Annotated in this window: 15 protein-coding genes; 6 read left to right on the forward strand and 9 right to left on the reverse strand. The window is 62.5% G+C overall.

Annotation, left to right across the window (positions count from 1 at the left end; all coding sequences use genetic code 11):
- Window positions 1–56 precede the first annotated feature (56 nt).
- Entirely contained in the window at window positions 57–1,349 is a 1,293-nt protein-coding gene (locus tag PSR88_RS38185; RefSeq protein ID WP_016880581.1) for an adenylosuccinate synthetase, read from the forward strand.
- Between the two features lie 7 nt (window positions 1,350–1,356).
- Window positions 1,357–2,004, forward strand: coding sequence for an NUDIX hydrolase (locus PSR88_RS38190; protein WP_016880582.1), 648 nt, complete (start codon window positions 1,357–1,359; stop codon window positions 2,002–2,004).
- Between the two features lie 246 nt (window positions 2,005–2,250).
- Here PSR88_RS38190 and PSR88_RS38195 read toward each other — a convergent pair whose 3' ends face one another.
- Both PSR88_RS38195 and PSR88_RS38200 read right to left on the reverse strand, forming a co-directional pair.
- The gene (locus PSR88_RS38195) at window positions 2,251–2,505 is read right to left on the reverse strand and encodes a hypothetical protein (protein WP_029538008.1); all 255 of its coding nucleotides are present in this window, start codon (window positions 2,503–2,505) and stop codon (window positions 2,251–2,253) included.
- A gap of 409 nt (window positions 2,506–2,914) precedes the next feature.
- Window positions 2,915–4,762 carry an RNB domain-containing ribonuclease gene (locus PSR88_RS38200; RefSeq protein WP_192815041.1) on the reverse strand — a complete coding sequence of 616 codons (1,848 nt, stop codon included), beginning with the start codon at window positions 4,760–4,762 and terminating at the stop codon, window positions 2,915–2,917.
- Window positions 4,763–5,839: 1,077 nt separating this feature from the next.
- Here PSR88_RS38200 and PSR88_RS38205 point away from each other — a divergent pair.
- Window positions 5,840–6,484, forward strand: a complete 645-nt coding sequence (locus tag PSR88_RS38205) for a ScbR family autoregulator-binding transcription factor (RefSeq protein WP_272943387.1) — start codon at window positions 5,840–5,842, stop codon at window positions 6,482–6,484.
- A gap of 1,178 nt (window positions 6,485–7,662) precedes the next feature.
- Window positions 7,663–7,980, forward strand: a complete 318-nt coding sequence (gene mihF / locus PSR88_RS38210; RefSeq protein ID WP_005564740.1) for an integration host factor, actinobacterial type — start codon at window positions 7,663–7,665, stop codon at window positions 7,978–7,980.
- An 81-nt stretch (window positions 7,981–8,061) separates the two neighbouring features.
- Here mihF and PSR88_RS38215 read toward each other — a convergent pair whose 3' ends face one another.
- The gene (locus tag PSR88_RS38215; protein ID WP_016880588.1) at window positions 8,062–8,403 is read right to left on the reverse strand and encodes a histone-like nucleoid-structuring protein Lsr2; all 342 of its coding nucleotides are present in this window, start codon (window positions 8,401–8,403) and stop codon (window positions 8,062–8,064) included.
- Window positions 8,404–9,045: 642 nt separating this feature from the next.
- Here PSR88_RS38215 and PSR88_RS38220 point away from each other — a divergent pair.
- On the forward strand, window positions 9,046–9,552 hold the full coding sequence (locus PSR88_RS38220) for a helicase associated domain-containing protein (protein WP_016880589.1): 507 nt from the start codon (window positions 9,046–9,048) through the stop codon (window positions 9,550–9,552).
- A gap of 289 nt (window positions 9,553–9,841) precedes the next feature.
- Here the strand turns inward: PSR88_RS38220 and PSR88_RS38225 are convergent, their stop codons facing one another.
- Both PSR88_RS38225 and PSR88_RS38230 read right to left on the reverse strand, forming a co-directional pair.
- On the reverse strand, window positions 9,842–10,948 hold the full coding sequence (locus PSR88_RS38225; RefSeq protein ID WP_016880590.1) for a hypothetical protein: 1,107 nt from the start codon (window positions 10,946–10,948) through the stop codon (window positions 9,842–9,844).
- Between the two features lie 249 nt (window positions 10,949–11,197).
- Window positions 11,198–12,292, reverse strand: a complete 1,095-nt coding sequence (locus tag PSR88_RS38230; RefSeq protein ID WP_237723850.1) for an integrase — start codon at window positions 12,290–12,292, stop codon at window positions 11,198–11,200.
- A gap of 1,697 nt (window positions 12,293–13,989) precedes the next feature.
- On the opposite strand from PSR88_RS38230, the gene PSR88_RS38235 reads away from it, so the two are divergent.
- Window positions 13,990–14,910 carry a ParA family protein gene (locus tag PSR88_RS38235; RefSeq protein WP_011599367.1) on the forward strand — a complete coding sequence of 307 codons (921 nt, stop codon included), beginning with the start codon at window positions 13,990–13,992 and terminating at the stop codon, window positions 14,908–14,910.
- A 380-nt stretch (window positions 14,911–15,290) separates the two neighbouring features.
- Here the strand turns inward: PSR88_RS38235 and PSR88_RS38240 are convergent, their stop codons facing one another.
- From PSR88_RS38240 to PSR88_RS38255, 4 genes are all read right to left on the reverse strand, one after another.
- The gene (locus PSR88_RS38240) at window positions 15,291–15,596 is read right to left on the reverse strand and encodes a hypothetical protein (protein WP_157180073.1); all 306 of its coding nucleotides are present in this window, start codon (window positions 15,594–15,596) and stop codon (window positions 15,291–15,293) included.
- Window positions 15,597–16,599: 1,003 nt separating this feature from the next.
- Window positions 16,600–17,457, reverse strand: a complete 858-nt coding sequence (locus tag PSR88_RS38245; RefSeq protein WP_005571224.1) for a ParA family protein — start codon at window positions 17,455–17,457, stop codon at window positions 16,600–16,602.
- 110 nt (window positions 17,458–17,567) lie between these two features.
- Window positions 17,568–19,181, reverse strand: a complete 1,614-nt coding sequence (locus PSR88_RS38250; RefSeq protein WP_237723851.1) for a ParB/RepB/Spo0J family partition protein — start codon at window positions 19,179–19,181, stop codon at window positions 17,568–17,570.
- Window positions 19,182–23,266: 4,085 nt separating this feature from the next.
- Window positions 23,267–23,494, reverse strand: coding sequence for a hypothetical protein (locus PSR88_RS38255; RefSeq protein ID WP_005262432.1), 228 nt, complete (start codon window positions 23,492–23,494; stop codon window positions 23,267–23,269).
- Between the last annotated feature and the right edge of the window lie 3,296 nt (window positions 23,495–26,790).

Here is a 26,790-nt window from a genome sequence, read left to right on the forward strand (position 1 = left end):
CCCGCTTCGGGTGCGAGCCCCACCTCCCGGACGCCCCCTTCCACGACAGGAGACCCATGACCACGGTATTCGGTGACCGCGACATCATCGTCGTCGACCTGGGCTTCGGCGACGCCGGCAAAGGCGCCACCGTCGACTGGCTCTGCGCACCGGACGCCAGCCTCGACGTCGCAGCCGTCGTCCGGTTCAATGGCGGCGCACAGGCCGCGCACAACGTCGTCGTCGACGGTCGCCACCACACCTTTTCCCAGTTCGGATCCGGAACCTTCTCCGGCGTTCCCACGGTGCTGTCGAAGCATGTCCTCGTCGAACCGATCGCCCTCGCCGCCGAGGCCCGCGCCCTGGCCGCGCTGGGGGTGCCGAATCCGCTCCAGTTACTGCACATCGACGCCCACGCGCTACTGACAACCCCGATCCACGTCGCCGCCAACCGCGCCAGCGAGGACGCCCGCAGCGACGGCCGGCACGGCTCCTGCGGCAAGGGCATCGGTGAGACCGCCGCCTACGCCCTCGATCACCCGGACGCACCCACCGTCGGGGACTGCCACCGCCCATCAGTTCTGCGTGCCAAACTTGCCGCGATGGCCGACCACTACCGTCACCTGGTCTCCCCCAGCGTGCACCGGTGGCCCGACCTCGACGACCTAGTCATCATGTACTCCGAATTCGCGGCCGCGGTCCGGATCACCGACGACGGTGACCTCGCCGCCCTCGCGAATCAAGGGCGCCTGGTTTACGAGGGCGCACAAGGAGTGCTACTCGACGAGTGGCGCGGGTTCCACCCACACACCACCTGGTCCACCGTGGAACCGAGCAACGCGCGCACACTCTCAGCCGAGCAAGGCCGCGACAGCCACGTCCTCGGCGTCACCCGCACCTACACCACCCGGCACGGTGCAGGCCCGATGCCCACCGAGAACCCGACACTCGGTGCGGTCCTGCCCGAACTGCACAACGACACCGGCAGCTACCAGGGCACCTTCCGGATCGGGGACCTCGACGAGGTACTGCTGCGGTACGCGACAAAGGTATGCGGCGGGGTGGACAGTCTGGCCGTCACCCACCTCGACGCCGTCACCCGTGCCGCAGCGGCCGGCATCCCCATCCGTAGCGCACGCCGGTACCCCGGCGTCGGCGACCTGCTGCCCCTCGGGCCGTGGAAGGACCTCACGCATCAACAACACCTCACCGACGTCCTGTCCGCACTCACGCCCGACACCGTCGAGTTGCCGACACATCCAGCAGACGTCGCGGCGCACCTCGGATCGCTGGTCGGCGCACCGGTGGTGCTCACCTCCGACGGTCCCCGTCGGGCCGCTCGTCGCGTCCGAGAACCTGCTGTCGCATGATCACCGTATGGAACAGTCATCCGTCTCCGTCGACGTGGTCGCTCTCCGGTTCGGCAATCCCGAACCCGGCTCGCTGCGCTACGGCGTCGCGCCCCGCCGCTGGGAGCCGTACACCGGGCAGACGGCCCTGCCCGGTGTCCTTCTCGGCGCCGGTGAACGCCTCGAGATGGCAGCCCGTCGCGCCGTCACCACTAAGCTCGGTATCCCGGACGACGCGATCCTGGCCGTGGGACAACTCGAGGTGTTCGACGAACCCAGTCGCGACCCGCGAGGGCCGACCCTGTCGATCGCCATGTGGGCCGTGATCACCGCCGACAAAATCACCACGGACCCGGCCCCCGCGACGCAGTGGCGCGGCTTCGACGAACACGGCGACCTCGCCTTCGACCACGACCGCATCGTCGCGGCAGGACGCCGCATCCTCGCCACCAGTCTCCTCTGGCGGGACGCAACATTCACCCGGGCCCTCCTCGGCGCAGAATTTCCCGCCACCCACGCCGTCACGGTCACCTCTGCCCTCACCGGCAGCCGGCCCGATCAAGGCAATCTCAATCGCACGCTCAAGGCGATACCGGGACTCGAACGTACCGACGAGCGCGTCCGCGTGCAGGCTACCGGCCGACCGGCAGTCGTATGGCGTTGGACCACAACATAAGTGACATTCTCGCGGTCACCGTGCCACTAGCGCACCGAGCGTGGCTAGTGTCCCTGCTGACCCCGGTCGCTGATGCGAGAATGGACGTAGCGACGCCTGGTCGCCGCCGTGCGGGGCCACAGCTCAGATTCGACACCTCATCAACTGTGACCAGGTTTTGCTCGGTGCTGTTCGGGATGATCTTGGGGAAGCAGCGCCGACTCGCCGATGCGAACGTTCCCGACCACTCGTCAGTGGTGCTGCCACCTATTCGGAGTCTGCTGTGCCGATATCGACCGTGAGATCCTCGGTGTCGGCGAAGACCAGACGCCCGTCGTCAAGGGCGACCGCCCACCTATGGACAGGTGCCCAATCGTGGCCGCGTCCAGCGGTGTCCGTCAGTTCGGCGTAGTCCTCGACGATCACGCCTGTCGCTGCCTCAGGCTGCCTACGCACCAGCACCCGGGTGCCCACGCGCATCGCATCAGGTGACGCCGAATTCTTCTCGCTCTCGTCACTCATGGACTGCACCTTTCTTCGGCTGCCCTTCGGAGCATAAGCGTGACCTATCCGCGCCCACCAGACGAACTCACAACCACCGGCCGATCTGTGATCAGGCTATGTGGGTTCACAAGTGCGCCGGCCGCGTATGTGGCGAGGTGGAATGCTGCTCGCCCACGGACCGCTTTGCGGTCGGATTTCTCCGGGGCGAAGCGCGGCGTAATTCGCTGTTCCGCGGGTACTCCTGACCTACGCTGCAGCGGGTTCGACGGCCCCGGTGGCAGCCAGGCCCAACGACCAGCGCTCCCCTTTCGCTGGCTGGAGGGCCGCTCGCCGCCGAGGGATCAAGAGCTCGCCCCCGCCCGTGGCCACGGCGGCGCCCATAAAGTCTTTATCGAAACGGACACTGACCGGGTGGGTGAGCTTCGGTTTACCGGTGTGATCGGGCTGGGGACGTCTCATCAAGTAGCGAATCGACAAGGTCCGCTGCCGCGGCGGTTCTTGCGAGGTTCTTTGTTGTCCCGCTGCCGGTTGCTGTGTGGTCGAGGTAGCGGACTTCGCACGTGAACACCGGCGCGTGGGCGGCGCCCTCCATTCTCACGGCCCACTGTGGGGAGGGATGGCCGTGGTGTTCGGCGTGGCTGATCACCCAGGCGATCGGGTTCTTCTGCGCTCGCTCCCGCCGTCTCGATGCCTGGCCCGAATCCGAATCCATGGGTCCGCTGCGCGCTGATGCCGGCCGCGCCCGTACCCCTGCATGCGTGGTGCTCGGGGGCACCGGCTGCGGGTCGTCCCGCAGCGGGGAGTCGACCTCCGGATGGCTCTCCCCTGCCGCGACGGCCTTCGTCAGGCCCCACGCTGCGTCCTGCTCGGCTCGCTTCTTACTGCCCGCGGTGGCCCACGGCCCACAGACCTGACCCACCCGGACTCGTGCCGCGAACATCGGAGTGTGCGAGGGCCCGCGGTGATCGCCGTCGATCTCGGGCCGGGGCAGGTCGGGATGGGCCTGCAGCCACATCGACACCACGCTCGGCCCGAACTCCGGATGCGCCCGCGATGCCCAGTCGAAGACCTCACGTCGGATCGGCGCCCAATTCTCCCCGGCTTCGAGCAACGTCACGATCGCGGTCACGGTCACGTCGTCGGACTGCACGCGGCGGCGCAACTCGTTGACCACGTCACCGATCGGGTCACGTGCTGTTGCAGCCGCGAGCACCTTCGCCCACCGCTTCGAGTCGAGTACCTCGAGTTCGCCGGCGGCGACGACCTGCGCGGTCACCTTTCGATCACGTGCCTTGAAGTGCGCTGCCTTCTCTTCCCGGTCCGCTGCGATACGCCGGTTGATATCGGCGGCGAGGTTGCCGAGTTGCTCGCTCGTGTACGGGGCCGGAGCGGAGTCGAGGTGGGCGAAGATCACCCGCTGGGTGATCAGGTCCGACACCCGGCGCAGCGGCGACGTTGCGTGCGTGTACGCCGCCAACCGGAGCCCGTGATGGCCGTGCACCGTCGGGGCGTAGGTGGCAGCACGATACGACGATTGCAGACGCGAACGCAGCTTCTCGAACAGCACTAGATCGGTCATCGCCACCGCGACCTCCGCCGCGAGGTCCTCGGTGCTGCCCGCGGTCACCGCGCTGCGATGATTGCGGAACAGGACAGGAAGGTCCTCTTGCACACACCACATGGCGATCGCCTCGTTGGCTGCGATCATCAACTCCTGCACGATGACATATCCCACCGTGCGCACGTCCAGTGGGATCGGCGCGATTCCCCCTTCCTCGGTGGAGCCCCAGCCGTGCGCGAGATCGTAGAGGGCGAAGACACCGGACCTGCGACGTCCCTTAAGCAGCACCTGTGCGGCGTCATTTGCGGCTCGCACTCCCTCGTGTAGCGGGTCGTCAACGGACCCGAGGATTTCGGTGATTTGCCCATGATCAACCGCGACGCACCTGCCGGCCGGCACCCGCCCGCGATCGACGCTCACCCCGGACACCACCCCGTCCGCGGACAGATCAGCTAGTAACCGCAGCGTGGACCGCTCCGCTGTCTCGGTCAATGTCGCCGCCTGCTCGGTGTCGCGGCCGAGCATCGGTACTGTCCGACGAGACAGATACTTCGATTCACGGCGCAGGAATGCCGTCGCATCGGCGTCGGAACCTAGGGCCACGATGTCCGCGACCCCGGCGATGTGGACCTCCAGCTTCCAACCCGAACCGTCGGCGAGTTCGGTCACCGCGAACGCATCATCACGATCGAGGGCCTCGGACCGATCCACCATCAACAACGGCACACCACTTTCGGACACTGCGCCTCCTCAATCAGAATTCGGCAGCGACACTGCACCAGGAACCATCAGTACCGGCGAAGGTCATCAGGTCGATCACCCTCTTCCCTTGATACACCCACCTGATACACCCACCGATCCGGCCGACTTGCGCGACACCGCCGACGCCCTGTTGGGGCAACTTCTTCGCCGCCACTCTGGTGTCCCCCACACCCTTGAGGCCGGTCTCTTGTCCCTGAGTACCCGTTACTGCCGGATCTGACGAGCACCGACAGGGGAACCTCGTCTATAGGAGCGTCTCCAGCGTGCACGAACACGCCCGACCAGCACGAACATGACGACCACCTCGCTCAAAAGAGTAGATCTGGTCTAACACTCGCGCCGACAACCTAACGCGAGGCGCGCCGTGTATTCGGTGAGAGTTCACATTGCCCCTATCTGCCAGTGGACCTACGCGGCCGAGGTCCACCCAATACTCCACCCCGTCACCGCCTCCACCGCCCGGCTGGCCGCTGGCCACCGCGGATGGAAAATGCTGTCTCTGAATCGAAGTCGGTCATGACTGTTTTTTCGACGGATCCTACGAATGTGCCCGAACCGCCAGCCACAGTGGCATATTTCTGAGTATGCCCAGGTACCTGGTAACGCTCGATGATTGAACATCGAGCGAGAAGACATTCGAATCAGACTTTCACGCGATTAACGAGACGCACCGGCCCCATTCACCCCGGCGCGGCATCGCCCAGATCGACCGTTACGACAGGGACGGAAGTCGGTTCCCTGTGTGGCCGTCCTCCCCCACCAAATCCCGCTGACACGCTTCTCTCCCGGGTTCGACGGCAGGTGGACGCCGACTGATCAAATCGCCCGTGCCGACATCTTGCCGACTTCTCGGCAACGAAGCCGAGTCGCCCGGTGGCGTCCCCGCGAGTCGGCGCCACCCGCGCACCGGAGGCAGCTTTGCCGGAGACCTCCATGCGTAGCGCAAATAGGACATTTGTCCAGTTTTTACAAACTAATACCAACCTGTAGGTTTGATATGAACCAGTGGGAAATGCAGAAGGGAACGCCTTGCAGAAGCGTGCAATCGCTACGCGGCAGGCTGTAGTGGCCGCCGCGGCTGAGGTGTTTAACCGCCTGGGTTACGTGAAGGCGGGCCTACAGGAGATCATCTCCGAATCCGGGGTGACGAAGGGTTCACTGTACTTCCACTTCAGCTCGAAAGAGCAGTTGGCACGGGCAGTTATCGACGAGGGCTGCGCAAACCTCGAATCGGCATGCTCTCAACAATTCGACTCCCGCACACCAGCTCTGGAAACGTTGATCGGGATCTCGTATGTGATGATCCACCCGTCCAACAACGACGACCTGGTATTGGCCGCATTCCGCCTTCTCAACGAGATGGGCGACTTCCGGGGCACCGGGAACGTGGTCTTCGATCAATGGATCTCGACCTACCAGGCATTGGCGGCAAGGGCAGTCGAAGAAGGCGACTTCCGCGCTGACACAAATCCGGATGAGGCGGGCCGTCTGCTGCTGGAGATGGCATTCGGCACGCGTCTACTAGCATCGGCAACCGACACACTGACGGAACTGCCTGAGCGTATGACCACCGCGTGGAAGGTTTTCCTGCCCGGGCTAGTCGACGACGCGAAAGTTGACTACTTCTCCCAGTTCGCCGCTCGTCGGCTGTCCTCCTACCTCGTGCCCTCCTAGCGAATCGCGTCACCGGGTCGACCAGGTGCGGACCCGAACCCCACCTCCGTTCACTGAAAGAGACGACGGCGCCCGACATACCCCCGGGTTCCAAATTTGGACCATCGCTCCGAGCATCAACTTGTCAAGACGCTATGGGCAGCAAAGCATCGCCATCCCCGGATAGCTGCTGTCGCAACCATGCGTGCCGACAGTTCCATGTTTGTCCAACACCGTGTTGGACAAGTACGTGGGTAGGGTAACCAGCATGTCGGCGCAGTCTGCACCGTGGTTACGTGGCGGCCGCGTCGCCGACGATGAACGACTTCTCCTTCAATCGGTGAGGCGGACGCCAGTCGATTCTCGGTGGGGACGAGTTCGCGGACGTCCGCGTGCAGGATGTCGTAGGTGTAGTTTGACCATCACCAACGGAGCGGTGGTCCCGGCCAGTAACGGACGACGTTGTTGCAGCGGCCCTACTAGGCAGGAGCCAGAAGGTCGGAGCATGCTGGTCGTGGGATCCTATGCAGCAGCCGCCGCGTCGGATTGAGGGGCGCATTTCACCCGTCGCGGGAGCCCCCAAGCTCGCCACCATCACACTCCGACTCGGACCTACTATCTGGAAGTTCCTCCGAGTCAGGCCATTTAGCGAGTTTCACGCGGTGAAGGCAGGGGATCTTCCGCACGTACCCGTCCTTGGTGACACACCGTTCACCAATGCCTACGCGGCAGTGCGGACAGGGAATATGAGCAACGAACTCGAATGGATCCATCACTCACCTCCACGACCATTACCTCATATGACGACTATGACCGACCATGGCGAATCATGCCGCACCGACACACACGCCACCACCGACACCATTGCGCAATCCAGCCGAGCACACGAAAGTGAGGAACCTTCGACTGCCCCATCTAGCGCCGGCACGGATGTGGCCGATAGGTCGCGCCGGTGGACGCGCCGGATAGCACGCCGCCCCCGTGCTCATGCCGCCGAAGTATCGAGAAGCGACTTTGCGACGATGACCACCCAGACGACGTATTCTTCGAATACACCGTCGGCCACATCCGTAGACGTAAGAACAGCCATCCGGAGGTCGGTCCCAACCGCTCAGGAGGCGGACATGTCCTTTCCACCTGGCACGATGGCAAGGGACAGCCAGACGATCTGGCCGAACAACGCAACAAGGAGCACCATCATGGCACTGCCTGTCTTAACACCGGAACAACGCGCCGAGGCACTGGCGAAGGCCGCTGAAGCGCGCAAGGCGCGTAGCGAACTCCTCTCCGCAGTGAAGGCTGGAGACCTCAGCGTCGAAGCGGTGCTCACGAAGGCCGAAACAGACGAAATCGTGAAGAAGACGAAGGTCTCGGCGCTGCTCAAAGCTCTCCCCGGCGTCGGATCCGTGAAGGCCGCGAAGCTCCTCGAGGAACTGTCGATCGCCGAGACCCGTCGTATCGGCGGACTCGGAGCCAACCAGCGCCAGGCACTGATAGAAGCGTCGTCCGCCTCCTGACCGTGGAACTGCCACAGCCTCCGGCCAACTCGAAGTGAGATGGCTGGAGGCTGTTTGTCGAACTCGCGCGAAGGCGTGGACTCAGTGAGCGGCGCTGTACGCTTCCTCGATTTGAGCGGGAATACGTCCGCGCGCGGACAGCTGATAACCCTCCGTGGTAGCCCATTCCCGAATTTCCTTTGCCCGCTTGCGCCCCTGCGACGTTTCTACTGACGGAGTCGACCGACGCTTCCTTCCGCCGACCCGAGTTGCGTGCTCGATGTAGTAGTCGAGAGTCTTTTGGAATTCCCTGGCGTTCTTGACCTTCAGATCGATCTCGTAGTCGACGCCGTCGACGGAGAACGCAATGGTCTCCCCGTTACCGTTCTTGATCGGAGTTCCGTCGATGTCGTCGACGCATTCGACAACAATCTTGCGCGCCACTGTTCCACTCCTTCATCGTCGATAACCCGGGGAACACTACTGCGAAGTAAGGTTCCCGTGCCACTCCGTGACAGGTTTCGAACAGGACACCGCTGATTCCAACGTTGAGCAGGGCGGCGCAATCAGTACCCACTCGGCATAGGTCACGGCCCACAACTCGCATCGCACTGGAGCCGCGAAAAGTTCAAAGCAGTCCACATCCCGCAGGGCCTCTGGTTCACGGGCATACGCGCAACCATGACGCCCCACCGCCAGCTGATTCTCCTGGACCTACGCGGCCTGAACACCAACCGCGACAATGAATCACCGGCAGCCAGAAGTCATATTCTCGGCCAGCACGGAGCCTCGGAACCCGCGAGGAGCAACAACATGCGGCCATCGCGAGGCCTCGGATCTCCACACAGCTCAACAGGAGCCCGAACTGAAGGGCTGAATACTTCCAGTTCGCGCTGATGCGAACGGCGGGAATGCCTTCGGCCGTCTCACTGAGGACGACTGTAAATAGGACACGATCGGGCAATCAGGTGAACAGATCACCGCCGCCGGCCCGGCGGTCGCCTCACCTCCGTCTGGGTGATTTTCATGACACGCAGCCAATGTGGTTGACATCACTGAAGAAGAAGCTATGTACTTTACAAATATATGGATTCCACAGAAGGACTGATCTCGATGCGTACTCACCGGTCCGCACCCTCGGCGCTGGAGCTGTACTCAGCATTCCGGCAACAACATCCTCACACAGCGATACCCGAGAACTACGTAACTGAATGTGGCTTCCAGCTCGGTCGCTGGCAGTACCGCCAGCGCGTCGCGCGAATGCTCGGCACTCTTCCCGCGGAGCGCATTCACCAACTCGATTCAATCGGCTTCGTATGGAGCGAAGACGACGCCCCACTACCCGCGGTCACCCGGACAGACAGCAAACGACGTCGAATGCTGGCCGAGATCGCCGCTTACCGTGAGCAGCACGGCAATGCACTCGTTCCCGTGAACTATGTCAACTCCGAAGGCGAGCAGGTAGGCCAATGGCTCTACCGGGCAGTGAAGAAGTGGCGAGCAGACGCGCTACCAGACGACGAGCGTGGCCCACTCGCCGCACTCGGAGTTACGCCCGGCCCCCGCCCACGCGGACCAAGAACCGCAGCGTAGAAACCGCTCCCGACCAACAGGATCTCCGCCAGGCGATGGAGAGCGGCCTCCGCGTCTTTGATGAATTGCCCGTCGAGGAGGTCCTTGGAAGTCCAGGCGCCGGAATCGTAGCCATCCGCCGGCACGGGCGGTAGAACATTCCCCGCAGGCAATACGTACGGCCGTATTGCCTGCGGGAAGTCCACACCCGCATTCCATCTTCTCGGCGAAGGACCCGTTCCTCATACTCTCACTAGGACAGGCGGCCACCCCAGGTCTTGATCCTTCCCAGTCGTCGCACCGCCCGCGACTACGCCAGACCCATCTGCTCGAGTATCTCCTCAGTGCGACGCAGGATCGCGTCCGCCTTCCGATCGATGTCCTCGAAAGCCTCAGCCAGATCCCCCAATGCCCGGACATCCGCATACTTCCGAGCAACAGCCGCCTCATACTGCTCGATGAGAGTTTCCGGGGCGGGCGATGCGCAGTCCACCCCGCCCTCGGAGCCGTCGAACCACGGCGAGGCCACCGCCTCTTCCACCTCGACATCGGCAAGCCTGCCTGTCGGATCGGAGCGGGTATGACTCGCCGAGGCAGCTCCCGTCAGATGCGCAGTAACGATCGCCGTGACCGACTTGCCGGACACCCCTCGGCGATCACGGCGGAGTGCGGCGAAATGTCCCCACTGATCGAAGCTCGGCAGCAGGGGCCCGTCTTGGCCCTCGCGCAGACCCGGCAGCATCCCGTAGGACTCCACCATGTCATCGGCAATCTCGTGAGCACTCGCAAGACTGCGAGCGAGCACTCGGTTCGAGGGGTAGCGATCGAAGAACGCCTGAAGGCGTGCCCATCTCAGGTAGATCGCTACGGGGCAGCACTGAGGGTTGTCCGCTAGTGGCTGCAGCTCCACAGCGTGTCCGCCACCGACGGTCACAATCTTCCCGTCATACGTGACGTCGCTCCGTTGAAGTTTCCCCACCTCAGTCGCGGATATCCCGACAATGCAGTTGAGAACCAGGATGAGCGCATCCCTTCGGCCAAACAGTCCTTGTGGCCAACCGACAGTGGGCAGCGTCAACAACACCCCGCGTGCGGAGCGAGCGAGATCGTCGCGCTTACCTGCACGTGCTGACAGAACTTGGCGGATCACTCGAGCAGACCCAGGCGCGGGGTACCCGCTGGCGTTGTGCACCCAATTGATCGCTGCAACGCGCCGCCGCTGGGTGGACTGCACCGCCGGGTGCTCGTCAAGGAAGCTCGCGAGGGCAAGTGGATCAGCGGGCAGCGCCGATGCCGCGAGCGCAGTACACCAATCAGCGAACAGAGCCCAGTCGTATCGGTACTGCGCACCCTGACCGCGCCTGGAAAACAGCGCGGAAACATCCCGCACGCCTTCAATTTCCGTCTGCGCGATCATCACAGTACGAGGCTATGCAATACGATGCCGACGATCACGCACCCAAAGCCATGTGTCGCCCCGAGAGTTCGCTCCGGAGTCGGAGAGGTACCCACTCCGCACATTCGTTCGCATCGTCCCTTGGCGAGTCGCGGAACGAACGAAGATGCAACCGCACTCTCACCAAAGGCCCGCCCCATGTCACCTTCGCTAGCGTTACCGGGCCCGGAGCCCAACTATTCTTACGCTCGCCCACGAGACCATGCGAGACTAGCCCGCACGGCGCAAAGATCGGTCACGCTGCGAGTCGTTGTCCTGGCGCTCCGCAGCAGAGCCGGCCCGCAACGACTCTCCCCCGACCCTTTCGACAAACTCGTGGGAATGGCCTGCAAGAGCTGCGCGACGCCGAATCGCGGCGTGAATTGCGGCGCCCGACAGCGCCACCGCGTTGATGTTGCCGTTCGCACGGATAGCTCGGAATACCGGTAACGCCGGATCCTGGACAACTGGCGCCGCGGAAAGGCAGATGTGGCCTTCGAACTCCTCCTGCTGGTGGAGCAACCGAATCACACCGGGACGACCGAAGCCGTCGACAGCCGAAACCACCTCGAGCCAGCGCCTGTAGGCACAACAAGCGCACATCGTGTGATCCCGTGATGACTGGACATGCTTGATCAAGCTCTCGCCCAGACCCCCGCGCCGCCCAACACGCTGGATACGAAGATCGCCGTCGCGGCCCTGCGCCACGTCAGCGATGGTGAGCATTGACAGCTCGCAGCGCCGGAATGCCCCCGCGAAACCCATTAACAACAGTGCGCTATCGCGGCGCTCCCGCGCTCGCTTAACCCATGTCGTCGCGTCCCGGCGACTCGTATCGACAATTCCCTCGACATCGTCGATACGAAGTGGGTGCGCCCGCTTAGTTGGGCGGTCGCCGTTCTGCCTGTATGCCTTACGCGCCTGCGCGAGCGCATCTTTGACGCACGGCGACCGACCGGGCAGGGGCAATCCAGATGCGCGGTGCCAATAGTTGATGGACGCCACCCACCGACTCAATGTCGCAATGGAGTACATCCGATCGCCCGCCTCGGACCGCGTCTCAGCGTTCACACGCACATAATCAGCGACAGCACGAGGATCGGTGGGCATCAATGAAACTTCACGGGGCGCACACCAACTTGCGAACCTGATCCAGTCCTGACGGTAGTTTCTCGCGGTACTGGCGGATTGCAACCGCTCGAGGTCAGCGACGATTCGATCGTCAACTCCCGGCAGCAACACCGACGTGTCGTCGCCCGACGGAACAGAAGGCATTGTCTCCGCTGACGTCGGGTTTGCAGGGCGTGACGCATCGTGATTGCTCACGTGCCCATCATTCCAGGCATAGTCGTCAATTCGTGGATACGCTACGCCGTGCCGCGGTGGCATTAGCTGCGGCCGTGACCGCCTCGTGTGCCGGGTGTGGTGATGCACGGTGCATCACCTACGAACACGCGGCTGACCGAAGTGTGCCCGCCCCACCATCACACAACCGCTCCCCGACGCTTCCTCCTGCTGTGGAGTCAACTCAGGACAGCCCCCTGCAACCCCTCGGTCGCAACTTCCAATGCTGGAGTGGCACCTATACTCTTGGAAGGGGTCCTGACCTGGGGACTCTTCCGCATATCGAGTTCTGAGTGCCTTTTAGCGTGGGTCTGATATCAGATTGCGGAAGCGACTGGGCGTAGCGTCCTTTCGGCTCTGTTTTCGTAGGATGCTTGTCGCTCACTGAGGAGCAGACGGACGTAGATCCGCTGCACCAGGCCACACCCGAACGTACTTGACCTGCAGTTTTGTTGTCACCAGACGCAGAGGCTGCGGTCCCGCACGACCTGTGCGGCGCTTCCCGTTTTGCCGCCATAACGCGATCACCGGTGGAGGCACTATGCCCACGTCATTGCGCTCGTTGACTATCGCGTTGCCAATTTCCTGACACTCCTCTTCTCGCTCGGCGCATCGATACCCGTTAGAAAGCGGCCGTCTCACCTCACCTGCGTGGTCAAATGTTTCGAAAGCAAAAGAACGAGCCCCTTCCGGAATTTCGTCAAGTGACGTAACCCAGGAGGGGGTACGGCTGGCCTAATGCGGGTCGGATCCCGGCGTCGCACCGGGCATCGGAGCGGATTCCACGACATTTCTCGGGACACGCTTCACTGATGTCCGACCAACCGAAGGCTTCCATAAACAATCATTCGCACGGCCAGTGATATGGCCTTGCATATGGCCTTAAGTAAGGTGTTCGTGGCCGCCAAGTCGGGCAGGTGAACACGGACGCCGATCGCGCGCCGATCGCGCTCGTGGTGGCGCAACAGTGGAAGCCGCAGCCGGCCCCAAACCCCCTCCCCCGGTCCGAGCAGGCCGGAGCGAAAGCCTTCTGACCCTTCTGAACAGGGGGTTCACGGGCCGCTCTCCACAAACCCGCGCCTGACCACGCGAACCTGCCGTCCGCACGACTGGATACGTACTTCGCCACTAATGCGTCGGAGAACAACTCACCGAGCCCCGCACACCAATGCCAAGCGGGCAGAGTCCGCTCCCCCACCGCGCAATTTCAGGGCCACAAGAGATTCGAAATTGCCACAAACTGCGACGTTCGGGGCCGCCTAGTCGAGCGTCAAAAATGTCCTTTGAACTGGCCTTATTTCTATGGCCTTAATTATGGCCTTGTCTACGTCCTTAATCATCACCGTCGAACCTGCGTGTGGCAGGATCGTCATACAAACCGCGTTAACGACCTATCAAATCACCATCTCAAGAACCTTAACCATGTCCTGGCGCATCACCCTTCGATAGGCCGTGTGCATGATCATCGACCCGACCTTTGACACGATGGCCGATGAGACCCGGGCCATCATCGCTTACTAAGGCCTAGAACAAGGCCTATTGCATCACCGTCGTAAAGGCTGTCGAACACGCCTGATAAGGCGCCCTACCAACGGCGATACCCATGACTTGTTGCACCCCCTTAGACAAGGGCGTGTCGTTGGCCATCTCGCCGACCGGCCAGCCGTACCCTCCTAGGCATGTCACCAACGCAGCCCCCGCGCAGTGTGCTTATCGCCAATCAAAAGGGCGGTGTCGGCAAAAGCTCGATCGTCGCAGCTGTCGCGGGCATGGTCTCAGCGGCCGGACGCCGGGTGCTCGTCGTTGACGCAGACCAGCAGGCAAACGTCACTTCCTCGGATCTCGGAGTCGAGGGGGACCGCGGGAAGGGCCTCAGCATGGCCCTTCAGTACGCGCACCCGCTCGAACCCACCCGAGAAGTCCGACCGAACCTCGACCTCATCCCCGGAGGGCCGGCACTCGCGGTCATCGGCGCGATCGCAGCGACCGCCGCCCAGTCAGGAATGGATCTGCGGGGCAATCTCGTCTCCACCCTCAACGATTTGCAGTCAGTCGAACACTACGACCTGATTCTGATCGACTCGGGCCCCGGAGACGCCCCATTGCTCGACGCACTGCTGGGCACCGCGCGGTACCTCCTCGTACCGACCAAGGATGACGATGCAAGCCTGTCGGGTGTGGAGCTCCTCGCTGCCCGCTACCTTCGGGCGCGTGAGAACGGTTCCCTCATTCAACTTCTCGGTGTCGTTCTCTTTGATGCGAACCCACGCGCGACAGCGCGGAACCGTGAGGTTTTCGAGCAGGTTGAGGATCTGCTCGAAGGTAGTGGTGCTGCGCCGTTCGAGACCTTTATTCGGTCCGATCGTGCAGCCGCTGTTGATCTCCGGATCCGTCACCTGACCCCGGCGGAACTGGTCGCCGCCGCCGAGGATCAGCTGAAGAATCGGATCCAGCGGCTGCGCGACAAGAAGCGCCTCGGTGAGCGTTTATGGTCCCGAGACCCGTCCGGTCTCGCGAGCGACTACCAATCCCTTACCCGAGAAGTTCTCAGCCGGTTGGCGTCGGCGGAGAAGGACGAAGTCTCCGGGGGAGTGGCGTGAGTGCACGGCGCCGGAAGGCTGCATTCGATCCCGGAGCTCTCGGAGACCTCGACGATTTGCTCCCCACGCTGAGCATTGTCGCCGAAACGGCCGACGAGACGCCAGCCCCGCAGCCCGCACCATCATCGAACGACCAACAAAGCGCGGAAGCGGAGACCGTACCGGAACCGTCACCCGTAACCTCGCCCGATCCTCCCGAGACGGACGACGCGACGCCAGAATTGACGGACGCTGAACCTGAAGCCCCCCAACCGCAGTCCGACGCCTCAAAGCCGATAGTCGCGACCCGCCGGAAGCCCAAAACACGCAGCGACAGCAGCCCCGTGCCGATCCGGACCGCCCCTCCCGAGGTCTATCTCCCCCCGGCGGTGTACACAGCCCTACGCCAACTCACGCTCGAGGAAAGACAGCGTGACCGCGCAACGGCGCGCCCCTACGGGCAAGTGGTCCTCGACGCTGTTGAGAGGCACGCCGGCGAACTTCAACGCCACTGGAGCACCGCAGAACCTCAAGCAAGCGCTGGTCTGTTCAAGCGGCGCGAGGCAGGTGCGCAACCGCGCCGCCGGCGGCACAGCGAGATTCAGGCTCGTGTTCCTCTTGCCGGGATCATCGCCTCCGATACCGCCACACTCGATGCTCTTGCCGAAGAGTGGTCCGCGGGTAGCCGTAGCGCGCTGGTCGAGCACGCACTCCGCCTGTATTTGGATGTCAGACCTGACTGAGACTGGCAACCGCGCTTGGACACGCGCGAATCGATGATCGAACGGGGCGGGGAACCGGGGGAGGGGCGTCCCGTCGTGGAGAGTGCGCGGCGCCCCTGGCCGTCGTCACCTCAGCAAAGTGGCGGTGGCGTCCCCAGCCCGTCGGACACCACATCGAATGCAGACCCTCCGGGAAAAGGTCGGCGCTGCGGACGCCTGCCCCGATATGGTGACGCGGTGGCCGAAACAACGTTCTCCCGAGACACGATCGTGGGTCTGGTCGTACTTCTCATGGTCGGTCTCGCGGCACTGGTGCCCGGTCTCTCGATGGGCTGGAATTGAGTCAGTGGCCATGGCGCCACGTCGACTACCGGGATCTTGTTTCTGATCATTCTGATCTTCGGCGGCAGTGCGGCAACCGCGTACGCATGCCGCGGACTGTGGAGCTGCTGCCGTCCATCACGCGATTGACGGCACCGGCCGGTACGGCACGATGAACTCGAAATCGATCCGCCCAGCTGCATGAAACGTGACGATGGGCCGCGTCGGGCGACCACACCGACTTGGCTCCATACCAATGCGCGGCTGGTGACACTCGCTTGGTAGCCCTCGCTAGCCTGTGACGATCCAGCAGAGGGCTCACCGCCCGGCGATTGCATCGATGGCTTGTCCCAAGCCCTTCCGGGTGCCCCGGGGCCTCTCCACGCCACCCGCCCTGCCTCACACCGCCTTACCAGGCTCCAGCGGCTCGGCGTCGGGCTGAATCGCGCGACCATCGTTGTAGGTCTCCGCAATCACTCTCAGTTGCGCTGCGAACGCCTCCTGTGTGAACTGCATAAGCGAGTACGGCCGCCCGGTCTTACGGCGTACGAGGCGTACGGCCGCCCGGGCTAGTGCGTGCAGATCATGGGGCACATTGACTGTGCTCGTCCCACGTGAAGGCCGCATGTGCCGCCCAACATCGTTCACCACAGGTGGCCTCCAGTCCCTACGCGACCACTGCCCGTTGTCCGAACAGCCCCAGCTTCTGCATGTGAGTCAGCGCAGCTCGGTAGTCGCTGGTGACCGTCTTTGCCCTGTAACCGTAGATCGGTACCGGAACATAGTTCGTGTAGGCCTCATCCACGATGCTCGCACGACGGATCGGGGGCGTCACCCTGTCCTCGTATTCACTGAGCAGATCATCCATCTGCTCACGGTAAACGTCGCCAATCGGGGGGACTGCGCAGGGGACGATAGACAGCAGCGGAACGTCGACGCGGTAGGTCCGCTTGATCTTCCGCAGTTCCTGCTCCAACGCCGGGATGCCTTCGTTCTCCTTGCCGGATGGCTTCGTGCAGGTGATCAGGCCCCACGATCCGTACGGCCCTTCCTCATCGACAGTTGTCGCGAGGATGCCGGCGATCACCAAAACATTCAAGGAGCCGGGGGAGTCAATCAAGGTGACGTCGACAGGATCCGCTTCCTCAAGCGCGTCACGCAGATGAAGGACACCACCCGTTACTGCGGGCAGCTCCACGATCAACTTGTCGAGTGTGTCGCGAGCGGCGGGGACGATTGTGAGGTTGGGGATCTCCTCGTACACGGGTTGGTCGGCTTCGTCGTACCCCCGCAGCACCCGCGCTGGGCGTTCGACTTCCTTGATCGAAGCGTTGCGCCGGAGGACGTCGGCCGCGGTCTTTCCGGAGGCTTCCGGGTATCCGAGCCAGGTGCTTGCGTTTGCCTGACTGTCCATGTCGAGAACACGGACGCGGTATCCGTCCTGGGCGAGCAACGTGGCGGTCGACGTGACCGTCGTCGTTTTGCCGGCACTGCCGGACAGGGTTGCTACTGCGTAGGTAGCCACGGGAACTCCTTGCGGTTTGAATGTCCTGGATTAATTGATGTCCGCTTCCGGGTGATGCACGGTGCATCACCCTGCGGCGTGGGAGGGTGATGCACCGTGCATCACCGACGTCAATCGGCGAGAGACAGTGCGCGGCGCGCAACGTCGAGGCGGGCTTCCTCCCACGCGGTCGGCTTGTAACCGGCACGCTCGGACAGCAAGTCCAAATACACGAGATCAGAACGGCCCCACTCCCGTGAGGGATCCGCCGCCGCAAGTTCGTAACCTGCAACCGCGCACGCCCAGGCAATCTCACTGCGGCGCTTCTCGTCGCCGTTCTCAGCGCTCACACGGAACTCAGTGGGGTCGAGACCTTCCAACCGCACAAATGCCTGCGCCAACCTCCATCCCTCCTGGCTCGTCGCCAGCGCGGAGACGCCAAAGGCATACTGGTCGATTAAGAAGGTCACCAACTTCTCTCGCGACGGAACAGAGGCCGCGAGCTTCTTGCCCGCTTCTCGACGCGCTTTCGCTGCCGCCGACCGCGCTTCCGCTTCTCGTCTCGCGGCCAACTCGTCGGCATCGTCGATTTCACGCGAGGGTTTGTCGACTGCATAGTAGACAAGCGTTCCCTGGCCGGGGTCGATCGCACCGACGACGTTGGCACTCGTGAGATCGACATCGGAAACCTCGAAAAGTCGATGCTCATGAAAGCTCTCACCGAACCGCTCCCGAGGATCCACGACATCGAGCCCCGCAGCCGATGCCTGCTCCCGAGACTTCCGCTCCGTCAACACACGTTCAGCCGCACGTGTCGGGCTCATTCCGCGTTCAGCAATCAGCGTGAACGCCGCAAGTTGCTCAGAACGACGAACATCCGTGCCCTGAGCCGGATCCGGCTTCTTCTGCCAGCTCCGCGCGGGACCATAGGGGAGCGCGCCAGCCAAAGCGGCCCCCTCGGCGCTACGAATCGCATCCTCCGCAATCGCGGCCTGAACCTCCGGCGCAAGGAGCAACAGCGACAGCCGCCTGGACACGGTCGCCTGATCGACACCTAGCTTCTCCGCGATCGCTCGCTGCCCCATCCCCAACTCCGAGTACCGAGCGAACATCCGGGCCTCGGCGATCTCTGAAAGGTCCTGGCGTCCGAGATTCTCCAACGTCATGGCGTCGAGGTCGCCGTGATCGTCCATCACGGCGTCATCAATTACCGCCGGAATTGTCGCCAAGCCGGCGGCAATGGCGGCCGCACGGCGGCGGTGGCCGTAGATGACTACATACTCGGCATCGTCGCCAAGAGCGTCGGCGAGCTCGGGTCGTTGCGCGAGGAAGCCCTCACGAGTTACCAGCAACCCCGGAACCTTGATGCCGTTTGCCCTGGCCCCGTTGACCAGCTCATCCCACTTCGGGTCACCAGCCTGGGGCTTTGACCTGTCCGGGTCGTTGAACGGGTGCGGTACGGTCTGAAGTACCGGAACGTGCACAACGGTTTGGCCGTCGGCGGCAGCTAATCCAGCAAGCGCTGCCGTAATGCCGCCTGTATTCGCGTCGCCGATCGTCTGCGTAGTTGCACCAGAAGAGGCTGCAGCCGCAAGTTCCTCGCTATCCTCGCCGCCAGCGTACTTTCGGAACCGACTAGCAGTCTTCCTGCCCGCCGGTTTACGCGCGGCCGGCTTGCGCTTGCTCGCAGCCGGACTGGTCGATGAGCTGGTGGCCACCATTTCGGATGTCACTCCGGCGCTCATAATCCTCCATTCTCTACGCATGCTTTGCATGTATTCAGAAGGAGCGTACTGGGAACGAACTGCCTGCTTTGGCATCTCCAGCGGCGTGTCGTGTTCGGGTGATGCACCGTGCATCACCCGGAAGGTTCCACCCATGGGCAAGTGCAATGTCCACCGCTGGCAGGCCAGGCCGCCACCAACAGTCCCGCAGCGCTCATGCGCGAGTGCAACCCGCACTCTCTCGACGGGGGTGATTCACCGATCCGACCCAGCACGGATGACCACGTGGGGTGAGTCCGCGGGTGATGCACGGTGCATCACCCTGAGTGATTTACCTTCATTCGAGCGTCATCGAGGCGGACGGTCCTTAGCCTCGCGGACACACACCTCCACGCAACACCGAGGTGATGCACGGTGCATCACCTCAGCGTGACAATGTGGGTGATGCACCGTGCATCACCCGCGGACAACCTATGCCCGGATCGGTCACCTGACGTGAGCGCAGGGCATTCAACGAGCTGCCACACAGGCTGGTGCGTACTGTGCCGCGTTCGACATCAAGGTCCATGCTTGGCGGGTCGCCAACATCCAACCCGCGTCGCGATCAGGCAGCATGGCCAGCGAACCGCGACCGCTCATGACGACGGCGCCGGGTCGGCGCGTGATTCACGCTTTGTTGCAAAACGTCAGAACCTAAGTATTGCTGCGTGTCCCGACACGCACATCGGTGCACGCGGTCGATGCAGGCGTCCCCGAAGGTGGTCACCGCGAAGGGGGTCGGGGTTGGGGTCCCGTCCTTCGCGCATGTTCCATCTGTTGCGCAACACCTTCGAGCGCCTACTGCACACCTACGGAAGAGCGCGGCAGTCGACCGAGAGGTATCGACGTTTACGTCGATCCAACTGCGCAGGGACGCGCACTGCCTGGCATGACAACACCCCAGTGAGTTTGTGCCCTCCCGCGACTTCGGCTGGCGACATGCAGATCGCCTGCACGGCCAGCCCGACCATGCCTGGGACTGCATGCAGGCGACGCAGGCGTGTACACGTTTGCCGGCTACCAGGCCGGCGCTCAAACGCTGCCGCCGTTCCATGGTATCGATTTCGCCCTGTGGGTGATGCACCGTGCATCACCCACAGGCCTAGCTGGATGGGAGCGGGCAGTCAAGCACCTACACGCCGAACTTCGAGCTCGAGGAAGCGGTCGACGACCAGCTGACCTCGTCGCCTCTCTACCGCAGGAAGGCTCAGCGCATTCGATGCCACGGCCGATCCGAAAACTGGTGAGATGGACAACTTCGGCGAAGATGACTGGTGGTGCGGATAGGTGCCCCGAATCGGCAGCGGGTTCCTAGGCGATCGGCGTGGATCTCCCTCACACCGTGTCCGCCGGTAGATCGGGGAGATACCAATAATTGCCCGGGAAGCGTCATCAGTTTCCCGCGGAGCCGTACCGGCGACTCCCACGACGCGACAAGTTTGTGCAGGAGTGGTGCATGGATCGGCGAGTGGATCCGTCGGCGCCTTCCTGGGTGCATCGGTCGATGTACTGATGGGGTGGGAATGAAGGTCGAGTCGACAGGAGCGTCCTGCCCCTTCGGCCCATCACCGACACGATTGTGGACGAGCCCGGATCCTCGAGACCCCGGAGACGGTCGGAGAAACGGTGGTGTGAGTTTCGCGGCATCCCGAAGTCGAGCACCTATCCCGATGGTGCGACCTCACGACCGGCTAGGACTGGGCCGTTGGAGGATGCCAGCAATATCGAGTCGCACACCACTCGCGTGCGGCTCCCGAGCCACATTTCCTTGCCCCGGGCCGAATCACCTAGCAAGCCTCGACACGGCACCCGCGGACGACCCACTGAAACCTGGTCAGCCACACCCTTAGCCGGCACCATTGCCGTTTCATTCGCGGGAAGGTCCGCCGCGCTCCTCGCCACCTGGTAGGACGCATTCTGACGTACACCTCTATCCCGCAGCGAGTTTGTACCGCAAAGTTGCACCCTTCGTCGACATGCTGGGGAACGCGCCCCTGGTCGCGTTCGCATGACGGCATGATCCCGACCGCGTACAGGATTGCTCTGTCGCCGCACGTCGGCAAACCGTCGGAGCCGGGCCGTGCACGGACGGCTTCGCCAGCAGGTGCTCAGCGAAATGTCGGCCCTATACCCGCAACAAAGCTAGCCTGCACCAACATTGAGGGTTGAGGTCCACTGCTCCGACACGATCGCGGACATTTCTTTTACGTCTTCGTCTCCAGCCGTAGGGCTCGATTCATGACCGAGGACATCCGGGTGACCTACCGTGCGGCGCTCGATGGTCGAAGCCAGCTCCGTTGAGCCCCATCGCCCTTCGTAACGCTGGTGCCGGGTTAGCGACCGTCATGCACCTGGTCACATCTCAGCGTCAGCCTTCTGCCGGTGGTTCAGTGTTGCTGCAAGCGCTTGTCGGCACCGCTGACGGTGCTCTGCAGACGCAATCAGGGCATCCCGGCGGCTGAGACGCGTATCGCGGTCGATAATGCGCTGACGGGCCTCCTGGGCCGCTTTTTCGGCCATCTCGGTCGGTGAGGGTCGAGTCCAATCGATGTGTGCCAGCCTCCAACGGAGAAATCCGACAGGTCGCTCGATGTGCGTCGGCCACGTCCAGCCTCGCTGCTGAGTATCACGCGTCAGTTCAGCAGCGATGTCACGACCACGCCACCGATTCGCATCAATGCCGGCATTTGCGAGTGTCTCGCAAATCAACCCCACATGCCCGGCTGAAGCGAAGACCGGGGCATGAACAAGCAGCTCAGCGGCGGTGCGTTGCAGTTCGATTGCCCGAGGCTGCGGCGGCGGGGTCTTCGAATTCTTCGATTGCTCGCCCGTGCGCGTTCGCGCGCGCGTTGGTGATAACTCTCTAACAAGAGATAACAACTTAAATCCCCTAGAAGGGGATAGGGGGCCACGAGAACGCAACTGGGGATAACTCGCGAGAGCATCATCCTTCGAGCGACGAACCTTCTTCGCCAGCTTCTTTGTCGCCACCTGTGCCGCGACGACGAGGGATTTCGGTGATGTCAGCGCCCACACTGACGCTGCACGGCGTTGAATCCGCCCATGGTGGGATTCCGCAGCGTGTGATTCTTCAGCTCTCAAGTACCTCCCACGCACCATCTCGCGAGCTACCGAGAGCGTGTGAAGTGCCCTTCTCGCGCGTTTCACAACCGACACACTGACTCCGCTGCGGTGTGCGATCGTCTCTCTGGAGGCGCACACACGACGGCCCGTTGACCGCTCAGCGAACGAGGCCATCGTCACAGCTACGGCGAATACGAACTCAGTGCTGACCTTGAACCATCGGCACACTCCTCGCCCGGTGGGGGAGTTCAACACTTCGCGGACCTGGCGCTGCCAGGCAGCGCGCCCGGTCCATGCTGGAGTCGAAGCCTGCCGGCCAGGATCTACGGGTAACGACCACGAACGGCCTCGCTGGTCGCTCTCGGCGTTGAGCCGTTCGACACGGTTGACTCGCTCGACAGCGGCCGAAACCAGAGCATCCCACTCGGTGTCATCGGTAGAAGAAACCTCACCGACCGGGGTAATCGGAACATGGTTGTCTAAGAATTCGGCCGCATTCGCGGCGGATCCGGGGTGCATGACGCGCCTTTCACGCGCCCTTCACCAAGATGTTGCCGTGAGTCGCTGGCATCACCAGCGGGACATGGCTTACCCTGACAAGAGCGCACGGTATCGACACAACTGCTCGCGGGACTGCCAATCACAGGAGCGGTCGTGTTGGAACGGCCAGATATGTTCGGTGGGTCTCATCCGTAAAGGGTGGGACCCACCGACGTTTTTGCTAGTGGAGTGGGCACCTCCTCACGGGATGCGTGAACGCCGGAAGAGCCGGCGACATGAGGTCAGCGCATACGGAATCGTCACGTTGGCGTAAAAATGAGAGGTCGCGAACACCAATATCACGCCGTGTCGCGTGCGCACGACGAATCGCGCGTTCTATACTCATAGAAGGCAGACCTCCTCCCTTGCGTGGTGGTTTGTACGACGAGCGGAACCCCCGGAGCTGGCGAGCGAAGGGGGGTTTCGCCTTTTCTGGGCTCTGTTCAGCCCGTCATTGGCAACTCTTCCTGTCTGGCTTGCGCCGGAATCGCTGGCTCGTTCTCGAGTGCCAGCTGAACAAGCGCGATCATTCGATCGGTGATTGTCTTGACCCGACCATCGTCAACCGGTGCGAGAATCCGATCGGCGATCTCCGCGGGGAACTCAACCCCGATATGGCGAACGGCGACGTCGCGGGCTGGGCGCCCGCCCCGACTTTTCCGAGTTGTCATGCCTTAAATCCTGCTCTTTGGGTTTAACTAAACCGCGCAGCGACACGCCGAGTTAAATAAAACTCGAAAAGTGCCCCAGAGAGCCTCCTCCGGCCACGAATCTGGCTCCGAATCGTATGCGAACGACCGCCGGCATTCGGCAAAAATATTTGATCAAACGAAACGCAATCTGCGTAGGCAATCACACCACCCCAGAAACGTCACGTGATGAATCAAAATCTATGTGAGACATAGAGTTACACCGCGAGAAGCGGGATGGGGAGAAGCTTCACAATCAGAGAGCGAGCCCGTCGGAGACCCCTCTGTCTGACCTGTCCGATCACTCATCTGCGTCGCTTCACAAGAAGACCGCACCCGGGCCGATCGGAGGGATTCAATGCCTCAGGGAAGTTCATCCGCACTGCGGCCAGATATCGCAAAGTCCAGATGACAGTTGACCTATATCGGAAAACTGCAGGTCGAAGCGTCCAGGAGCATCCGACGCGCTAGAACATTGATCGGCTTCAGTTCTGCGGCACAGCCCTAGGGCGGCGACTGCACGTTGACGGACCGGCTGAACCCGAGACCCCGACGCCCAGACCGCAAGAGCGGGTTCCTCATACACCTGGGGCAATGGGCGCACGACCACCTGCATTGCGCACAGCCAACACCTCCGCTCCGCCGTGACAGGAGCAACCAGCGAGGGAACCGACTCCAAAAGAACGACATCTCACCCGCCACCACAAGACTCCCGAGAGGGTTCGCCGGCGTCTGTAGCCGAACTTTGCGGAGACCAGCGGAGTATCTGGATGCCGATGGGACCAGCAATATCCGTCTTTGGTCATACACACGGTCACCATTCAGGGTTCCCGCGCATACCAAGAGGGCACAAAAGTCGACACAAAGATCAACATCAAGGAAGCAGTCGCCCCAATTGCCAATCGCGTCGATCGAGCCGCCATCGAAAAACGAAATGAATCGGAATCTGCGCCGGACTACATGGGCTGCGCCAGCTACGGCGAAGCCAGGCAAATCCACGCTCACAAGTTTGCTGGAATCCGAACACGAGATGCACCGGATCTGGAACCTCTCAACGTCCGAGCCCGACGGCATTTCGAGAAGCACCGCACATCGCCTTCAGGGTCTCGTGACTACCTCCGCGACCGACCAATTTCATCCCCATCAACCCTGCGTTGGTGTTGAACACGCCACAACGCGGCGCCGAGAGGCCGTGCCGCCCCAGGAGGCCTGCGAGAACATGTGGGGTGTCATTGGCCGGAGGGTGGCGCGCGTGCCAACGACCCGGAGATTGATGGATTCCACTTCGCAAACCGAGAGGTTCACGTTGCCGGAATCTCTCACACCCCCCTCATAATGGTACGAGCACCGGATCTCACACTCACAGCACTCGCTACGTAAGTAGGTAGTCGCGCGGAACGGCCATTGCCGAAAGTCTGATGTCGCGTTCAGACCCAAAAGGTTCATGAGTCTGTAGCTAAATCGTGCGAGCATCGACCCATTTGTGTACACGCAACGGATGCAGTGGAGATGTCACACACGGGCATGACGTTTCATGAGCCGACGATCTGAAGCGCTTACCTCATGGCCCCGCTAATCTGTAACCCGCGCCGTGTGATGCACGGTGCATCACACACGGAAAACCGGTGATGCACCGTGCATCACCACAGGTCGTAGCAAGGTGAGGTCCGCTCCAACTCGCGGACATTGAGGTGCAAAAGCTGCCCTCGATGGTTGATGGTCAAGGGTGGAGCCAGCAATTGCGATCACCGCTTCGGAGCCTCGGTGTCGCATATCCCGAGAGGCTGAGATCTCGGCACCAAGGTCGTCTGCAACGCCGGCGTCTGGGGAACGTGGGATTGATGGCGGCGAGCAATCGGTGCGGCGACTGTCGCCAGTGCTGTACCGGATCTCGGGGCCCACCGAGCGCGCAAACGCAACTGACACTTTCGTCTGAGGAGCAAGAGGATTCGTCCGCGCCGAGATCGACCACCGTACTGTGATCAGTCGGCGCGCTGGAGGATTCCGAGTTCTGCCCTGTCCGCCTGCCCGGCGGCCACCAGATCATCGGCACGAAGAGGACTATCCGCAGCCGCGGCGTTGTGCGCACCCACCCGACGAACTCTGGCCGCATAAGGATTCGGCAATGCCCGAGCGGAGATGACCAATTGGGGTCAGGGTGGATGCCGCCTCACTACGGGGGCGAGCCGGGCTGCCGCACATGCTTTGACGACATTCGCGAGATCGTGCGGGAGACCCATACCGTCGATGAGAATAACGGCATCGAAGGGGGAATGGGAAGGGTGATGCACGGTGCATCACCCGGAAGTAGGTGATGCACCGTGCATCACCCAAGTCCGGGGCGCCGGGCGGCGATATAGGTGGCCAACTGCACCGCCGGGTCAGTGTTATTGCGGGGGTGGCCATTGGGGGTGCAACTCGTCCCACGATGTTGCCCCAGCAAGATTGGTCGGGCACGTGGGAGCCTCACCCCTTGAGTAGGTGCACGCCTTACGTCAATCAGAGGAGGGTCGTTCCACTGGTGGATGTAGTTGGAGGCTGGCTCTCGCTCGTCAGCGCGAGGCTTCAGAGTCACATTGGAGCTGACACAGCGCGGGGCGGCGCGCTCGAAACCCTTCGGTCTATCCGTGCGGAAGATGAGAACAACATGCACCCTTGGTATCTGATGCGCACGGCCAGCGAAATGCGGCGAAATGACGTTTGGCCGGATCTGTTGCGTACCTACTGTGGTCACCGAGATGGTCGGCTATCGGCCACCCGGTATCCCCGACCGGCGGGGGACAGTGGCAGATGGGTTCACTCCGGCGCTTTGTCCGAGTGATGTTCAAAGGGGTGACGATTCGAGGTTGTCCCGCGCTTGAGTGCAGGGTGAGGAAGTGTCAGCCCTCGAGGCCGCCGCGGATCGGCGACAGAGAGTGTATTCCATTGGTCAGGTATCACTCATCAGTATTCGAGACACTCACGAATCGCCAATACATCAAGCAGCTTTCGTTGTTACCCGCTGGTAACAGGTGTCGAACCCGAAGGGATGCGTCGATAACGTTGTGCAGTACGAAACCTGCACACGTTGAGACGGCTGATTGTGGTGCAGGACAAGTCCTACTACCGCCGGGCGTACTCTCACCCTGGACTAGAGATAGCCGATTCGTGATGAGTGCGGCGTAGTCACGGCACCGATAGGTGTCTTCAGTGCACAAACGTATAGAGCCCCAAAGCTATTGTCACACATCGCCACCAGGGCCCGTTCCTGGTCGCTCGCTGAGCGCCCTCCACTTCGA

Origin of the sequence: Rhodococcus sp. DK176, assembly GCF_038447315.2 — a bacterium.
GTDB lineage: Bacteria > Actinomycetota > Actinomycetes > Mycobacteriales > Mycobacteriaceae > Rhodococcus_F > Rhodococcus_F jostii_A.

Excerpts from the sequence above, each read along its gene's own strand:
- PSR88_RS38185 (WP_016880581.1), top strand. The coding sequence starts at position 57 with ATGACCACGGTATTCGGTGACCGCGACATCATCGTCGTCGACCTGGGC.
- PSR88_RS38190 (WP_016880582.1), top strand. The coding sequence starts at position 1,357 with ATGGAACAGTCATCCGTCTCCGTCGACGTGGTCGCTCTCCGGTTCGGC.
- PSR88_RS38195 (WP_029538008.1), bottom strand. The coding sequence starts at position 2,505 with ATGAGTGACGAGAGCGAGAAGAATTCGGCGTCACCTGATGCGATGCGC.
- PSR88_RS38200 (WP_192815041.1), bottom strand. The coding sequence starts at position 4,762 with ATGGTGGATCGGTCCGAGGCCCTCGATCGTGATGATGCGTTCGCGGTG.
- mihF (WP_005564740.1), top strand. The coding sequence starts at position 7,663 with ATGGCACTGCCTGTCTTAACACCGGAACAACGCGCCGAGGCACTGGCG.
- PSR88_RS38220 (WP_016880589.1), top strand. The coding sequence starts at position 9,046 with ATGGATTCCACAGAAGGACTGATCTCGATGCGTACTCACCGGTCCGCA.
- PSR88_RS38225 (WP_016880590.1), bottom strand. The coding sequence starts at position 10,948 with ATGATCGCGCAGACGGAAATTGAAGGCGTGCGGGATGTTTCCGCGCTG.
- PSR88_RS38235 (WP_011599367.1), top strand. The coding sequence starts at position 13,990 with ATGTCACCAACGCAGCCCCCGCGCAGTGTGCTTATCGCCAATCAAAAG.
- PSR88_RS38250 (WP_237723851.1), bottom strand. The coding sequence starts at position 19,181 with ATGAGCGCCGGAGTGACATCCGAAATGGTGGCCACCAGCTCATCGACC.
- PSR88_RS38255 (WP_005262432.1), bottom strand. The coding sequence starts at position 23,494 with ATGACAACTCGGAAAAGTCGGGGCGGGCGCCCAGCCCGCGACGTCGCC.